Source organism: uncultured Desulfovibrio sp., assembly GCF_944324505.1.
Classification (GTDB): domain Bacteria; phylum Desulfobacterota; class Desulfovibrionia; order Desulfovibrionales; family Desulfovibrionaceae; genus Desulfovibrio.
Window position 1 is genome coordinate 11,842 of sequence record NZ_CALUWO010000012.1, and the last position, 15,543, is coordinate 27,384.

Genomic DNA, 15,543 nt, shown 5'->3' on the forward strand with positions numbered 1-15,543 from the left:
CGCCGGGCTGCGCTTCAGGATCGGGAGTAAGGTATGGCTGAATGCGTGCAGTATCCCAGCACGGGCTGCATAGTGGAATTTCTGGAAGGCAATGCCGTGCACATTGCCCTTGTTACGGAAGAGTCCGGCGGCAGGCTGCGCCTGCTGCTGCCCAACCGTCGCGAAATGCGCCTGGCAGCGTCCCGCCTGCTGCCGTGGTCCGGGCCGCAGCTGCCCGGGCCGCTTCCCGGCCGGGAAGAGGCCGTGCGCCTGCTGGAGGATTGCCGCCGCCGCCGGGAAAGCCTGGCTGCCGCCGTGGCCGTGCAGGACCTGTGGGAAATGGCTCAGGGCGAAGTGGAGGAGGCGCCGGCCCGCTGGTTTGCGGAACTTTCCGGCACGGACCCCGATGTGGACAGCATTGCCGCCCACGGGCGCGCCCTGCTGGCCTGCCGGAGCCATTTCCGCTTTCAGCCGCCGCTGTTTCAGATATTCGATGCGGAAACCGTGGCGCGTCGCCTTCAGGAGCAGAAGGAGCGCGAGGAACGCGAAGCCCTCATCAGCGGGGGAGCCGCCTTTCTTCGCCTGCTCTGGGATGTGGCCTGCAAAAAGCGCAGCCTGCCGCCCTGTCCTGCCGATGGGGGACCGTCGGCGGAGTGGCCCGCTCCGGACGTGGCCCAGCGCCTGCGGACGCTGCTTTTTTCCCGCATGGCCGATCCTGACGGGCAGGAGTACGAAACCCTCTGGCGCATGCTGTCCAAGGGGCTGCCGGATGTGCCGCATCTGCCCCTGCAACTGCTCACCGCTTGGGAGCAGGTGCCCGCACACTACAATTTCTGGCTTGACCGCGCCGGCTACGAGGCCGGGGACACCTGGTGGCAGCCCTGGGCCGACGAGGTGCAGGCCCTGGAACAGCAGAGCCGCGAGCTGCCCCTGCCGGACTGCGACCTGCCCTTCATCAGCATCGACAGCGCCACCACCCGCGATGTGGACGATGCCTTTTTTCTGGAAAAGGGAGCGGACGGCGGCTTTGTGCTGACCCTGGCCCTGGCCTATCCGGCCCTGTGCTGGCCCTTCGGTTCACCGCTGGACAAGCACATCCTGCGGCGAGGCACCAGCATCTACCTGCCGGAAGGAAACTGCCACATGCTGCCCGAACGGCTGGGTACGGATGTCTTTTCGCTGGTGGCGGGGCAGGCACGCCCGGCCTTCTGCGTGCGCGTGGCCGTGGATGCGGACGGCAACGCCGCCCCCTGCGAGCTGTTTACGGCCCGGGTCCGCCTGGCTGCCAACCTGAGCTATACGGATACGCAGACGGTGCTGGACGCCGGGAAGGCGGGGCATCCCCTGCCGGAAAATCCTGCCGCGCCCTTTGCCGACATGCTGCTGCTGGCGCATGCCTTCGAGCGTGCCCGGCAGGCGGCGCGCATCCGCAGCGGAGCCGTGATCATGGACCGGCCGGAACCGGTCATTCATCTGGAAGGGGAGGGGGCGCAGACCGTGGTGCACATCCTGCCCGGCGAACCCTGCCCGGATACCCAGCCCATGGTGGCGGAAATGATGATCCTGGCCTCGGCCTCTGTGGCCCAGTGGGCAGAGGAACGCGCCCTGCCCATGCTGCACCGCACCCAGGATGTGGCCCTGCCGCGCGAATATGCCGGCGTCTGGACCCGCCCCGAGGACATGACCCGCATCCTGCGGGCGCTGGCTCCCTCCGCCCTGGAGGTGCAGGCCCGGCCCCATGCGGCCCTGGGCCTGTCGCGCTATGCGCCCGTGACATCGCCGCTGCGCCGCTATCCCGATCTTGTCAATGAGGCGCAGCTTGTTCATTATCTGCTGCACGGTGCGCCCCGCTGGGATGCGGAAAGCCTGGAAAGCCTGCTGCTGCATCTCCATACGGCGCTGGATGCCGCCGGCCAGGTGCAGCGCTTCCGGCCCCGCTACTGGAAGCTGCTCTACTTCCGGCAGCATGGCGACCGCGTGTGGTGGCCCGGCGTCATCACCGAGGAAAACGATGTCTTTGCCAGTGTGAGCCTGCCGGAGCAGGGGCTTTTTGTGCGCGGCAAGCGCAGACTCTTTGACGAACGCACCTGCCCCGGGACGCCGGTGGAGGTGCGCCTGGGGCGGGTGCACCCGCTGTATAACGAAATCACCATCATAGAAGCGCGCACGGCCGAAAGCTGATGCGCCGAAGGAGAGATCATGGAATTTCTGCTGTGTCTTGTTCTGGCCTATGTGGCCGGCTCCGCTCCCTGGGGCCTCCTCATTGCCCGCTTTTTCTGCCATGTTGATCCGCGCACGTCCGGCAGCGGCAATACCGGCGCCACCAATGTGGCCCGCCTGTGCGGCGTGCAGTGGGGCGTGCTGACCCTGGTCTGCGATGTGCTCAAGGGCACCCTGCCCGTGTGTCTGGCCCTGGCCCTGGGCGTGGAACCCGTGGGCGTGGGCCTGGTGGCTCTGGCGGCCGTGGCCGGTCATGCCTTTTCCTGCTTCATGGGCTTCCGCGGCGGCAAGGCCGTGGCAACCACCATCGGCGTTTTTCTGCCCCTGGCCTTCTGGCCCCTGCTGGTGGCTTGCGTGCTCTGCGTGCTGGTCATCTGGCGCACCGGCTATGTGTCGCTGGGGTCGCTGACCCTCGTTACGGTGCTGCCCCTGGGGCTGCTGCTCACGGGACAGGGCATCTGGCTGGCCCCGGCGCTGGCCATCTGGCTGCTGGTGGTTTACCGGCATCGTGAAAATATCGAGCGCCTGCGCGCCGGTACGGAAAAGCCGTGGCAGTGCCCCTGCGGCAAGAAGGGCTAGCGCGTTTTTGTACAGCGTGCGGCAAGGCACGTCCGAGGCAAGGCTCTCGCCACAGGCGGGGGCCTTGCTGCCTTTTGGGGGGATGGGGCGCCTGCGCGCCGGCAGGGCAAAGCCTGCATTCTCGACAAAGGCCGCCGGGCAGGCTAAGGTTTCTGCTGCTTTGCTAACCTTCCTGACAAGGAGTTTTTCGTGTCCACCAGCGATTTTCCCGCGTATCGCGGAAAGATGGAGTATGTCTGCCTTTCCTGCGGTTCCCGCTTTCCCGCCGATGACCTGCTGTATACCTGTCCGCAGTGCGGCGGGGTCTTTCTTCTGGAAAATACGGATTTTGCCAGCCTGAAGGCCACCAGCGGCCAGGCCTGGCGCGATCTTTTTGATGCCCGCGCAGCGACCCGCAGCACGGCCCTGCGCGGCATCTTCCGCTATTACGAACTCATGGCCCCGCTCATGGATGAGGAAGACATCGTCTTTCTGGGCGAAGGCATCACGCCCATTGTGGAGGCAGCCGCTCCCCTGCGTGACCTGGTGGGCCTGCCCTTTGCCTACAAGAACGACGGCCAGAATCCCAGCGCCTCCTTCAAGGACCGCGGCATGGCCTGCGCCTTCAGCTATCTGAAGTGGCTCTGCCGTCGCAATCAGTGGGACGAGGTGCTCACGGTCTGCGCCTCCACGGGGGATACCTCGGCGGCGGCGGCCCTGTATGCCTCCTATGTGGGCGCTCCCCTCAAGAGCGTGGTGCTGCTGCCGCACGGCAAGGTCACCCCGCAGCAGCTCTCGCAGCCCCTGGGCAGCGGCGCCACGGTGCTGGAACTGCCGGGCGTCTTTGACGACTGCATGAAGGTGGTGGAGCTGCTGGCCGAAAACTACCGCGTGGCCCTGCTCAACTCCAAGAACAGCTGGCGCATTGTGGGGCAGGAGTCCTATGCCTATGAAACGGCCCAGTGGTACAACTGGGATGTGGACGGCCTGTGCCTCTTTGTGCCCATCGGCAATGCCGGCAATGTGACGGCCATCATGTCCGGTTTCCTCAAGATGCACGAACTGGGCATCATCAGCCGTCTGCCCCGTATTTTTGGCGTGCAGTCCGAGCATGCCGACCCGGTATACCGCTATTATGCCGCTCCCGAAGGACAGCGCCAATGGCATCCGGTGACCGTCAAGCCCAGCGTGGCCCAGGCCGCCATGATCGGCAATCCCGTGTCCTTCCCGCGCGTGCAGCGCCTGGCGCAGCGCTTTGTGGAAGTGGGCGGCGAAAAGGCCTTCCAGGTGGTGCAGGTCAGCGAGCAGGAAATCATGGACGCCATGATCATTGGCAACCGGCATGGACACATTGCCTGCACGCAGGGGGGCGAATGTCTGGCCGGCCTGCGCAAGGTGGCGGCCCAGGGCGGCATGAACAGCAACGAGCATGCCGTGCTGGATGCCACGGCGCATGCCCTCAAGTTCTCCGGCTTCCAGTCCATGTACTTCAGCAACAGCTTCCCCGAAGCCTACGGCATTACGCCGGACCCCGCGCTGGCCAATGCCCCCGAACTGCTGCTGCCTGAAGATGCCCGCAGCGGCAAGGATGTGGCCGAATTTGCCCGCCTGGGCGCCGATGCCGTGGTCAAGCGGCTGGGCCTGATGCGCCGCTAGCAGCGGCATGCTCCGCAGTTCTCCCGGGCGGCCAGCGCAAACCGGGGGACCTGACGGACCCCGTCCATCATTATCATGCAGGGAAAGGCGCGACGTGCCGCAGTCGCGCCTTTCTGCGTTCCGGGCGGCGCAGGGAGAAAAAGCATGCGCGCAATCACGGCCGGTCCGCGCCCCGTATGGCAGCTTCATGCGGTAATGTCATGTGACGCAGGGAGGGAGCCATATGGGTGCATGTGCAAAAGGCTGGCAGCGCAGGCTGCGGGGAACGGGCGGTACCAACGGCATGGGGCTGCCCGGCATGTGGCTGGGCAGCAGTCTGGCCCTGGCCGTCATGGCGCTGCTGGACAGCCGCATGGGCAGTCCCATGGGGCTGCCGCTGCTCATCGGTTCGTTCGGCGCGTCTGCCGTGCTGGTTTTCGGAGCGCCGTCCAGTCCGCTGGCGCGGGCGCGCAATGTCATTGGCGGGCATGTGCTTTCTGCCCTGGTGGGGGTGCTTTGCGCCAGTCTGCTGGGGGATACGCCGTGGCTGGCATCCGGTCTGGCCGTGGGTACGGCCATTGCGCTCATGAGCGCCACGGGCACCCTGCATCCCCCGGGAGGCGCCACGGCACTCATTGCCGTGACTGGCGGGGAGGGCATCCGGCAGCTGGGCCTGCTCTATGTGCTGGTGCCCTGCCTGACGGGCGCCTTGTTGCTGCTGGCAATGGCCGTGCTGTTTTCCCGTGCGGAGCGCTGGGCCGGACTGGTGGGGGCCTGCCTGGTGAGGGGATGGCCCGTGCGCCTGAAACGGCGCCTGAGCCTGCTGCGGCATCTGCGGGACGGGCGGGCCTGAGGCCGCCCGCATGGCGGCAGCGGCAGCAATGCAGGACAGGTGAACAGAGGAGGACGCATGACACAATGTTCTGAACGCGCACGGGGCAGACGCCTGGACGGCTGGCTGCTTGCCCTGGGGCTGCCCCTGGCATGGCTGCTGGCCGGGGCGCATCTGTGGCGGGCCGGTGAGGGCGGCGCGCTGCTGTTCTGCCTGCTGTGGGGCCTGCTCTGCCTGCGCCGGGCAGCCTGGATGCGGCCCGTTACCGTGGTGCTGCTTCTGGCGCTGGCGGGCCGGTGGTTCTTTACGGCGGGACGGCTGGTGCAGCTGCGCATCATCATGGAAATGCCATGGCTGCGGCTTGCCTGCATTCTGACGGCGGTGGCCGTGATGACCCTGGGGGTGGCGCTGCTGGTCTGGGGACGCGCCGGCCGGCGCTGGTTTGTCCGAGAGCGGGGGCATGCGTGCGCACAGGCTCTGGTCTTTTTTGCCGTGCTGGCCGTGCTGCTGCCTCTGCTGCTGACCGCACCCCGGCTGCTGCTGGCGGAACGGCTGCTGCCGGGAGCCGGTCTGGTGCAGGTGGGCGGGGTGGCCATCTGGGGCGCGCTGGTCTGCGGTTGGCTGCGGGATCACCGCCGGGCGCCGGTCCGGCGGCGGCGCATCTGGTGCCTGTTTTCGCTGGTCTTTTTCGGACAGTTTGCCCTGGCGGCCTCCGGGCATACGCTGCTGTACATGAGCGGGGAGCCGCATATCCCGGTGCCCGGCGTCATCATCGGCGGCGCTCTCTACCGGGGAGAGGCCGGCTTCATGCTGGTGCTGCTCCTGCTTTCCGTGCTGCTGGCAGGAACGGCCTGGTGCAGCCATCTGTGCTACTTTGGTTCCTGGGATGCTCTGGCCGCCTCCACGCGCCGGCCGCTGGCGCATCCGCATCCCCTGCGCTGGCGGGTGCTGTCGCTTGGGCTGACCTGCGGGACGGCGCTGCTGCTGCGGCTGACGGGGGCGCCGCTCTTTCTAGCTGTGGCGGGGGGCATCCTGCTGGGACTGCTGCTGGTGCCGGCGGCCCTGTTCTGGAGCCGGCGGCGCGGGAATGCCGTCTACTGTACCATGATCTGTCCGCTGGGCTTGCTGGTCTGCCTGCTGGGGCGTCTTTCGCCCTGGCGCATCCGGCGCACGGAGCACTGCGTTTTCTGCGGCGCCTGCACCCGGGCCTGCCGCTATGGCGCGCTGGACATGGCCCGCTTGCGGGCCGGTCAGCCCGGCCTGTCCTGCACGCTGTGCCGGGACTGTCTTGCGGTCTGCCCGCGGAACGGACTGGGCATGAGCTGGGCAGGGCGGGGCCTGCATGGCCGGGGCGAGCAGGTCTTTGTGGGGCTGGTGTCTGCCATGCACGCCATTTTTCTGGGCACGGCCATGGTCTGATGCGTGGCGGCGCAATGGCCGGCCGCATGGCCGCAGCGGCCTGACGCGGGGCCGCGGCTGTAAAAAAAAAGAAAAGGGAGGTCCCGGGACCTCCCTTTTCTGTGTTGCTGTCAGTGCGGGTTAGGCGTTCTGGGCATGTTCGCGCAGCAGGGTCTGCACAACGGCGTAGGCATGGCAGATGCTGTCCACGGTGAGGCCTTCGCAGGCATAGGGCTTGTCCTGCGGCGAGAAGGGGCCACCGCGCAGCACCCGGCAGTTCAGGGAGCCGAAGCGTTGCTGGAAGCTGTCGGCATAGCGGTAGCACCATTTGCCCACGGCCTTGTGATTCAGGCCGTGCCGTGCGCCCAGCAGGCCCAGAAACATCATGGGACCTTCCACCAGACCGCACTGGGCCTGAAAGCGCCCCGCGCCGTTGAGGCCGCCAGCGGCGGCCAGTACGGGGGCCTCCACGGGTACGTCAAAAAGACGGCCGAGGAGCGTCAGGGAAATGAGCGCACAGTTCAGGCGTTTTTCCCAGTAGGCCTCATGCACCAGCGGGGCCACTTCTTGGCGCAGGTCCTCCGCGGATCTGTCAGGCGCGTTCATGGTCCGGCTCCAGCAGGTGACGCCAGCGCGGCAGGGCGCGGTCCAGCTCCAGATACTTGGCCGGCAGCTGCACGACGTGCGGATCGGCCAGGGCAGCCCGCACCTCGTCCAGCGAACCGGTGCGCTGGAGACCCTCCACATCCTGCAGGGGGCAGAGATCAAAATTGTCATCCGGCCACATGACCATGACCGGCAGACCCCGCAGGGTGGCTTCCAGGGCCACGGTGGTGGAATTGGAAGCCCAGACCTGCGTGCCGGGCAGCAGCTGGTCCTGAATCTTGCCGTCCACCACGCTGACGGCGCTGGCCTTGTCGCCCAGCAGTTCCTGCAGCATGTCCGTCACGCTCAGGTAGGGGTGGGGCTTGATGACAATGTCATAGCCGTCAAGCAGCCCTTCCTGCAGGGCACGGGCCAGCAGACGCAGATGGTCGCGGGTTTCATCTTCAAAGAAGCTGGTGACCACCAGCAGGCGCCGGGGCTTTTCGCCGGTGGAGGGCAGGGGCTTTTCATCGGCAAGATAGATGTAGCGCAGGGCCTCCACCACTTCCAGCCGGTCTTCAGGCAGGCCGTTGTCCAGCCACTGGCGGCTGGCGCCGGAACCGTTGGCGCAGACCTTGTCGGGCTGGAACAGATTGCAGTCCGGCGTGGCAAAGGTGCGCGGGTCATCAAAATAGCGGAAGTCCGTGGGCCGGATGGTGGAGTGCTGGGCGCCATAGACCGGGCCGGAGCCGTTGAGATTGCGGGCCTCGTGGGCGCCGTGGGTGAACATGCGCTCCCAGGGGCAGTTTTCCAGCGGAAAGGCATACCATTCCTGCATGCCCACCAGGCGGATGTAGTTACGGATGCCGCGGTATTGCAGGCAGCGTTCCAGACCGCGCCAGCCCCGGAAGGATTCGGCCCAGTCGCCCTTCAGATAATCCCAGAAGTTCATGCGGGAGCCGGCAAAGCGGAAGGCCTGGCGCACATAGCGCTCCAGGCGGAAGCTGCGCCAGGTCAGGCGCAGGTGCCGGCGCCAGGCGGCCACCAGATCACGGAAGGAAAGGAATTCTTCCAGATAGTGGAAGGAAACCCCGTCCTTCTGCTGCTGCTGGAAGCGCTTGCGCAGGCGGATGCAGTCCTTGAAGGAAATTTCCGGCGAGGGAAAGCGCACGAACAGCCAGCGGATCCACGGCCGGTCGGGGGCGTCGGCATTGGGATTGAGCACATCGTGCAGCGTTTCCCAGTAGCGGGAGCGGAAGCGCCCCTCCCTGGCGGCATTCATGTCGATATTGGGAAAATAGGTGGCAATGGTGGCCGATTTTCCCGGAGCGGCCGGCAGGGAATAGTGGGACTTTCTGGCCACATAGGGCAGCTGGCGGCGCACGGTCCACCACCAGTGCGCATAGCGTGCCACAGCACGCAGCACCGTGGGACAGGCATCATACAGCCGGCGCAGGCGGGACTTTTCTTCCCTGGGCGTATTGGGATCGTGAAATTCCACAAACATGCGCCCCGTGGTGCGGCAGTAGATGGCCAGGGTGTGGCGCAGGCGCGCATCCCCGCCGGAAAGGCGCAGGATGGTGTACTTGCCCTGGTCAAGCAGCTTTTCCAGGGCGCGCAGCTTATAGACGTCGTACAGGGCGGGCGTCATCTTGGGGTGACGCTCGTACAGCAGGGAGCACCACCACATGGACAGGGTTTCGCCGGCCTTGAGGTGCGTGTGCAGCTGCCAGCCGGAAATGGACATGCGGCCCATGTCATAGGCCCAGCGCATATGCTCGTCCCGGATGGCCCTGAGCTGACTGTGCATGAGCGAGGGAATGGAAAACTGGCCTTCGGGCACGTCCCAGCGGTTCCAGTGGGCTACATCGGTGGGGGTACCGTCCCGGTATTCCGGGGGAAGGCTGGTCTTGTCAACAAGCAGGGTAAGTTCTTTCATAGGCTCTCCTTCTGAAAAAGGCGGTCCGTCTGGGCGCCCCTTCAGGGGGGTATCAGGCACGGGCGGACAGCGCCGCGGCTATGGATGCCGTGAACGGCGGCTGTAGTATGCCTTTTTCCGTGATAATGCCAGTGATATACCGTGCGGGGGTCACATCGAAGGCAAAATTGTAGACGGGCACGCCCTCGGGGCAGACCGGCCGGCCACCCAGCTGGCGTACTTCATCGGCCGGGCGCTCCTCGATGGGAATGGCGCTGCCGTCGGCAGTCTGCACATCAATGGTGGAGAGGGGAGCAGCCACGTAGAAGGGAATGGCAAAGGCCTGCGCCAGCATGGCCACGCCGCAGGTGCCGATCTTGTTGGCCGTATCGCCATTGGCAGCGATGCGATCGGCCCCCACCACCACGGCATCCACCATGCCCCGGCCCATGAGCAGGGCGCAGGCATTGTCGCAGGCCACGGTAACGGGAATGTGGTCGCGTTGCAGTTCCCAGGCGGTGAGGCGCGCCCCCTGCAGAAAGGGGCGGGTTTCGTTGGCAATGACCCGGATGTGCTTGCCGGCCTCCACGGCGGCGCGGATGACGCCCAGGGCCGTGCCGTAGCCCGCTGTGGCCAGTGCCCCGGCATTGCAGTGGGTCATGACGGTCTGGCCGTCGGCCAGCACATGCTGCCCCGCCTGCCCCAGGGCGCGGCAGGTGGCCACATCCTCGCGCTGCATGGCGTGGGCCTCGTCCAGCATTCTGGGCAGCAGCTCGGCAGCGGAAAGCTGGGAATGCTGCTGCCAGCAGCGGCGCATGCGCTCCACGGCCCAGTGCAGATTCACGGCCGTGGGCCGGGCATGGGCCAGCAGGTCCAGGGCCTGGGCATAGGCGGTCTGCCAGGGCGTGCCGGGGGCCTGCTCCACCAGGCGGGCCAGCGCCAGCACGGCGCCGAAGCCGGCGGTCACGCCGATGGCCGGCGCGCCGCGCACGACCATGGTCCTGAGGGCAGCAATGACCTCCGCAACCGTGCGGCAGACAACGATGCGTTCTTCCGTGGGCAGCAGACGCTGGTCCAGCAGGTGCAGTTCCTGGCGGGCATCATCAAAGCGGATATGATCTTCCATGGATTCCTCGGCAAAAAACAAAGAGAGGGGCCGTGTGCCGGACACTGGGAACAGGCGTTTCAGCATATCCCACAAGGTGCCGGCTGGTAAAGGGGCCTTTACAAGGGGCCGCAGGGCTGGCTAAGGTATAGTCCGGCAGGCCGGACGTGGTGTCCTGTGGTGGCCTGACGCAATGCGGCGGAGCGCCGCCCCTGGAGTACAAATATAATGACGGAACAGTGCAGCAAGCCGCTGGTCATCGGTCTGGCCGGCTTCGGTACCGTGGGTGGCGGTCTTGCCCGCCTTCTGGAAGAGAATGCCGACCTCATCCGCCAGCGTACCGGGCGGGACATGGTGGTGAAAAAGGTGCTGGTGCGCAATGCCGGCAAGGCCCGCAGCGTGGCCCTGCCGCGGGGGGCGCAGCTGACCACCAATCCGGCGGACCTGACGGATGATCCCGAAATCGACGTGCTGGTGGAACTCATGGGCGGCATCGAGGCCGCCGGCAGCATCATTGACCGGGCGCTGGACAAGGGCAAGCACATTGTCACGGCCAACAAGGCTCTGCTGGCGGAAAAGGGCATTGCCCTGCTGGAAAAGGCCGGAAGGCTGGGCCGCATCCTGCGCTATGAGGCCAGCGTGGCCGGCGCCATTCCGGTGGTGGCGGCCCTCAAGGAAAGCCTGACCGGCAATCGTATTTCCACGCTCATGGGCATTCTCAACGGCACGAGCAACTATATTCTTTCCGAGATGACCAGCAGCGGCCTGGACTTCAATGTGGCTCTGCGGCAGGCCCAGGAACTGGGCTATGCCGAGGCTGATCCCACCCTGGACATCGACGGGCATGACGCTGCCCACAAGCTGACCATCCTCATTCAGCTGGCCTACGGGGTGGCCTATCCCTTTACGGCCATGCCCGTGCGCGGCATCCGCGGCCTGTCCAGCATGGACATCCGCCTGGCCCGCGAATTCGGCTATCGCATCAAGCTCATTGCCCAGGCACGGCAGTGCGCCACGCAGGACGGACGGGCGCCGCGCCTGGAGGCGGGCGTTTTCCCGGCGCTGGTGCATCATACCCTGCTGCTGGCCCGCGTGGGTGGCGTGTACAATGCCGTGCGGGTGGAGGGCAATGCCGCCGGCTCGCTCTTCTTTCACGGGCGCGGGGCGGGAGATCTGCCCACGGCCGGCGCCGTGCTGGCCGATCTGGTGGCCGTGGCGCGCGACGAGCGCCCCAACAATACGGGCTTTGTCGGCGACAGGCTGGAAACGGCCGAGGTGGTGCCTCCGGCGGAATGGCGTTCCTGCTACTATGTGCGCCTCATGGTGGACGATGCGCCCGGTGTGCTGCGCGATCTGGCCGGCTGCATGGCCGAAGAGGGCATCAGCATGGCGCAGGTCATCCAGAAGTCCGACGAGGAGGGCCACGGCGTGCCGCTGGTCTTCATGACGCACGAAACCACCGAAAAGGCCATGAGCCGCGCCCTTCAGCATACCCTGGACAGGGGCATGCTGCGCGAGCCTGCCGTCTATTTCCGCGTGCTGGGCTGAGGCCCTTTTTTCGCAATGGGCCGGTTCGCCGGCCCGCCTGCCCCGGGGGGACGGAAGGCGCCCCGCCCCATCCTTCCCTGCCAGGAGCTTCCGCATTTGCAACGGCAGGAAGGCGCTTCCTGCAGGAGGGGAGGTTCCATGCTTGTCTTTCACGTGGCGACCACGGCCCGCAGCGGCATGTACAATATCACCGCTGATGTCAGACAGGCCCTGCGCCGGGTGCTGGAAGAGTTCCCCGGTGCGCGCAGCGGGGCGCTGGCCCTGTTCTGTCCGCACACCACCTGCGGGCTGACCATCAATGAAGGCGCTGACCCTCATGTCTGCCGTGACATGGTGGGCTTTTTTGACCGTCTTGTGCCGCAGGACGCTGCCTTTACCCATGCCGAGGGTAACAGCGATGCGCACATCAAGTGCACCCTGCACGGCCCCTCTCTTCTGGTGCTGGTGGAGGACGGCGCCCTGCAACTGGGCACCTGGCAGGCCATCTACCTCTGCGAGGGCGATGGTCCGCGGCGGCGTTCGGTCTGGGCGCAGTGGCTGCCTGGTCCGTCCGGCCGCTGAGCACAGGCCCCCGCGAGGTTCGTCATGAGCATGCCCCACGACATCAATCTCATTCTGACCCTGGCCGGCGGCCTCACGGCAGCCACGGTGCTGGGCTTTGTCACGCAGAAGCTGCGCCTGTCGCCCCTGGTGGGCTATCTTCTGGCCGGGGTGCTGGTGGGGCCGTATTCACCGGGCTTTGTGGCGGATGCGGCCACGGCCTCCCAGTGCGCGGAAATGGGCATCATCCTGCTCATGTTCGGGGTGGGGCTGCATTTTCATCTCAAGGATCTGCTGGCTGTGCGGCATATTGCCGTCAGCGGCGCCGTGCTTCAGATCGGGGTGGCCACCCTGGCCGGGGCCGGGGTTTTTCTCCTCTGGGGGGGCGCACTGCTGCCCGGTCTGGTGTTTGGCATGTCCGTTTCCGTGGCCAGTACCGTGGTGCTGACGCGCGTCATGGGCGACAAGGGCCTGCTGCATACCCGCACCGGTCATGTGGCCCTGGGCTGGCTGGTGGTCGAGGACCTGTTCACCATCCTGCTGCTGGTGCTGCTGCCCTCGCTGCTGGCGCCGCAGGCCGGATCGCTCTGGGGCGTGCTGGGCCTGATCGTGCTCAAGCTGGCGGGCCTCACGGCCTTCATGCTGGTGGCCGGCCAGAAGCTCATTCCGCTGCTGCTGGGCTGGGTGGCCCGCACGGGTACCCGCGACCTGTTTACCCTGGCCGTGCTGGCCCTGGCGCTGGGCATTGCCGTGGGGGCGGCCCTGCTGTTTGATGCCTCCATGGCGCTGGGTGCCTTTCTGGCCGGCATGGTGGTGGGGCAGTCGGACTTCAGTGCCCGGGCAGCTGCCGAGGCCCTGCCCCTGCGGGATGCCTTTGCCGTGCTCTTCTTTGTTTCCGTGGGCATGCTCTTCAATCCGCTGGCCCTGGCGGATGCCTGGCCCCTCATGCTCATGACCCTTGCCGTTATTGTGCTGGTCAAGCCCGTGACAGCCTTTGCCGTCTGCCGCGTGTTCGGCCGTTCGCCGCGCGAGGCGCTGGCCGTGGGGCTTTCCCTGGGGCAGATCGGTGAATTCACCTTCATCCTCACAGGGGTGGGAGCCAGCTACGGCCTGTTCGGGCCGGAGGTGAGCAATGCCGTCATTCCGGCGGCCATGCTGTCCATCACGCTCAATCCTCTGCTGTTTTCCCAGCTGGAACGGCTCTCCCGCTGGCTGGAGCGCGGCCGGACGGCATCGTCCGAGGCTGCCGGCAACGCTGGCGACGAGGACCTTCAGGACCCGGTCATTGTGGTAGGCTACGGTCCCACGGGGCAGGCAGTCTGCCAGGTGCTGGAGGATTTCCGGCTGCGGCCCGTGGTCATAGAAGCCAATATTGATACCGTGCGCCAGCTGCGGAAGGAGGGCGTGCGCGCCCTGCACGGCAATGCCACCCAGGCCGAGGTCCTGATGCAGGCCGGCCTTGCCAGGGCAGCGGCCCTGCTGCTCACCGCTCCCGGTATTCCGGCGGAGGAGGTCATTGCCATTGCCCGCAGCATCAATCCCACGGTGCGCATCTGGGCGCATACCGCCTACCTGAGCCAGGCCCGCACCCTGCGCAGTCTGGGCGTGCAGGACGCTTTCAGCGGCGAAGGGGAGGTGGCGCTGGCCCTGTCTTCGGCCCTGCTGCGGGAGCTGGGAGCCGCCCCGGCCCTGGTGGATGCCGAGCGTGACCGCTTGCGGGCGCGCTGGCAGTATCCCGACAAGGGGCCGGCCACGGAGGACGAGCCGACGCCGACGCCGCCGGATGACGGCGGGCGCTGAGCCGTGCTCCCAGGAGCATGACACATGATCGTGCATCTGGACATGGACGCCTTTTTTGCCTCTGTGGAACAGCGCGATGACCCGTCGCTGCGGGGCAGGCCGGTGATCATCGGGGGCGGCCGGCGCGGCGTGGTCTCCACGGCCTCCTATGAGGCGCGGGTCTATGGCGTGCGTTCGGCCATGCCCGTGGCCACGGCCCGCCGTCTGTGCCCACAGGGCATTTTCCTTCGGGGGCACATGGCCCGCTATGTGGCTGTTTCGCGGCAGATCATGGCTGCCCTGCGCGAATTCTCGCCCGTGGTGGAGCCGGCCAGCGTGGATGAGGCCTATCTGGATGCCACGGGGCTGGAGCGGCTTTTCGGGCCGCTGGAACAGTTCCTGCCTGCCATCAAGGCCCGCGTGGCAGAAGTCACCGGCGGCCTGACCTGTTCGGTGGGCGCCGCGCCGGTCAAGTTCCTGGCCAAGATGTGTTCGGAAGTCAACAAGCCCGATGGGCTGTTCATTCTGCTGCCTGAGCAGGTGGATGCCTTTCTGCTGCCGCTGGACGTGGGCAAGCTGCCCGGCGTGGGCAGGCAGATGGTGCGCAGCCTGAACGCCCTGGGCATCAGCCGGGTGGAGCAGCTGCGGCGATACAGCCCGCAGTTCATGCAGCAGCACTTCGGCAAATGGGGCCTGGACCTCCTGCGGCGTGCCCATGGGCAGGACGACAGGCCGGTATGCCCGGTGCATGCCCCCAAGAGCGAAAGCGCGGAAACCACCTTTGCCCAGGATACCCGCGACAGGAATTTCCTGCAGAAGATGCTGCTGGGACATGCGGAACGGGTCGGCGCCTCGCTGCGGCGTCATGGCCTGCAGGGCCGTACAGTGACCCTGAAGATCAAGTTTGCGGATTTTCGCCAGATCACGCGGTCTCGAACGCTTGCCGGCCCCACCTGTGCCACGCAGACCATTTTTGAGCTGGCCTGTGCGCTGCTGCATGACGAACCGCTGCCCCAGCCTGTGCGGCTCATCGGGCTGGGGGTTTCCGGCTTTGATACGCCGGCGCCGCGGCAGGGCATGCTGCCTGGTCTGCCGTGGGCGGATGACGGCATCAACCCGCAGTGCGAGGCCCGACGGCTGCGTCTGGACAGGGCGCTGGATACCCTGCGCACCCGCTTTGGCAAGGGCGTGGTGCAGCGTGGTCGCCTTTTTGAAAATCCACGGGAAGCAGCCATGGACAACAGCCGCACCGATGCCGACAGGACCATGCGGGAGCTGGTGCGCGCAGAAAAAGAGTATTGTGCGGAAAAACTGGATAAAAAGGCTTGACTCCTGCGCAAAAGGCGCGCATAAACGCACTTCGCGCCCGGGGGGAAACGGCAAGTGACCTTCGGGAGGCATTGACAAACGAAGAGCGGAGCACCGTGGAGCGGGCCGGCCCGGGAA

At 66.4% G+C, this 15,543-nt stretch carries 12 protein-coding genes; 9 read left to right on the forward strand and 3 right to left on the reverse strand.

Annotated features, from left to right (window positions below; translation table 11 throughout):
* Window positions 1-33: 33 nt before the first annotated feature.
* The 5 genes from Q0J57_RS09940 to Q0J57_RS09960 all read left to right on the forward strand — a co-directional run bounded on the left by Q0J57_RS09940 (window position 34) and on the right by Q0J57_RS09960 (window position 6,643).
* Window positions 34-2,160 (forward strand): ribonuclease catalytic domain-containing protein, encoded by a 2,127-nt coding sequence (locus Q0J57_RS09940; protein ID WP_297219798.1) that lies wholly within the window; start codon window positions 34-36, stop codon window positions 2,158-2,160.
* 18 nt (window positions 2,161-2,178) lie between these two features.
* Window positions 2,179-2,778, forward strand: coding sequence for a glycerol-3-phosphate 1-O-acyltransferase PlsY (gene plsY / locus Q0J57_RS09945; protein ID WP_297219800.1), 600 nt, complete (start codon window positions 2,179-2,181; stop codon window positions 2,776-2,778).
* A 189-nt stretch (window positions 2,779-2,967) separates the two neighbouring features.
* Window positions 2,968-4,413, forward strand: a complete 1,446-nt coding sequence (gene thrC / locus Q0J57_RS09950) for a threonine synthase (protein WP_297219802.1) — start codon at window positions 2,968-2,970, stop codon at window positions 4,411-4,413.
* Window positions 4,414-4,636: 223 nt separating this feature from the next.
* A complete protein-coding gene (locus Q0J57_RS09955; RefSeq protein ID WP_297219804.1) occupies window positions 4,637-5,245 on the forward strand; it encodes an HPP family protein in 609 nt (202 codons plus the stop codon).
* Window positions 5,246-5,302: 57 nt separating this feature from the next.
* Window positions 5,303-6,643: a 4Fe-4S binding protein gene (locus tag Q0J57_RS09960; protein WP_297219806.1), complete on the forward strand. Its 1,341-nt coding sequence runs from the start codon at window positions 5,303-5,305 to the stop codon at window positions 6,641-6,643.
* Window positions 6,644-6,763: 120 nt separating this feature from the next.
* On the opposite strand, the gene Q0J57_RS09965 is transcribed toward Q0J57_RS09960, so the two are convergent.
* From Q0J57_RS09965 to mtnA, 3 genes are read right to left on the reverse strand one after another with little or no spacing between them, the layout of a single operon-like run.
* Window positions 6,764-7,228 (reverse strand): C-GCAxxG-C-C family protein, encoded by a 465-nt coding sequence (locus Q0J57_RS09965; RefSeq protein WP_297219808.1) that lies wholly within the window; start codon window positions 7,226-7,228, stop codon window positions 6,764-6,766.
* A complete protein-coding gene (locus Q0J57_RS09970) occupies window positions 7,215-9,146 on the reverse strand; it encodes a TIGR04326 family surface carbohydrate biosynthesis protein (RefSeq protein ID WP_297219810.1) in 1,932 nt (643 codons plus the stop codon). The genes Q0J57_RS09965 and Q0J57_RS09970 overlap by 14 nt, the downstream gene beginning before the upstream one ends.
* Window positions 9,147-9,198: 52 nt before the next feature.
* On the reverse strand, window positions 9,199-10,251 hold the full coding sequence (gene mtnA, locus Q0J57_RS09975; protein WP_297219812.1) for an S-methyl-5-thioribose-1-phosphate isomerase: 1,053 nt from the start codon (window positions 10,249-10,251) through the stop codon (window positions 9,199-9,201).
* 207 nt (window positions 10,252-10,458) lie between these two features.
* On the opposite strand from mtnA, the gene Q0J57_RS09980 reads away from it, so the two are divergent.
* The 4 genes from Q0J57_RS09980 to Q0J57_RS09995 all read left to right on the forward strand — a co-directional run bounded on the left by Q0J57_RS09980 (window position 10,459) and on the right by Q0J57_RS09995 (window position 15,426).
* Window positions 10,459-11,778, forward strand: coding sequence for a homoserine dehydrogenase (locus Q0J57_RS09980; protein ID WP_297219814.1), 1,320 nt, complete (start codon window positions 10,459-10,461; stop codon window positions 11,776-11,778).
* 138 nt (window positions 11,779-11,916) lie between these two features.
* Window positions 11,917-12,339, forward strand: coding sequence for a secondary thiamine-phosphate synthase enzyme YjbQ (locus tag Q0J57_RS09985; RefSeq protein ID WP_297219816.1), 423 nt, complete (start codon window positions 11,917-11,919; stop codon window positions 12,337-12,339).
* 24 nt (window positions 12,340-12,363) lie between these two features.
* Entirely contained in the window at window positions 12,364-14,118 is a 1,755-nt protein-coding gene (locus Q0J57_RS09990; RefSeq protein WP_297219818.1) for a cation:proton antiporter, read from the forward strand.
* Between the two features lie 24 nt (window positions 14,119-14,142).
* Window positions 14,143-15,426, forward strand: coding sequence for a DNA polymerase IV (locus Q0J57_RS09995; protein ID WP_297219820.1), 1,284 nt, complete (start codon window positions 14,143-14,145; stop codon window positions 15,424-15,426).
* Window positions 15,427-15,543: the final 117 nt, after the last annotated feature.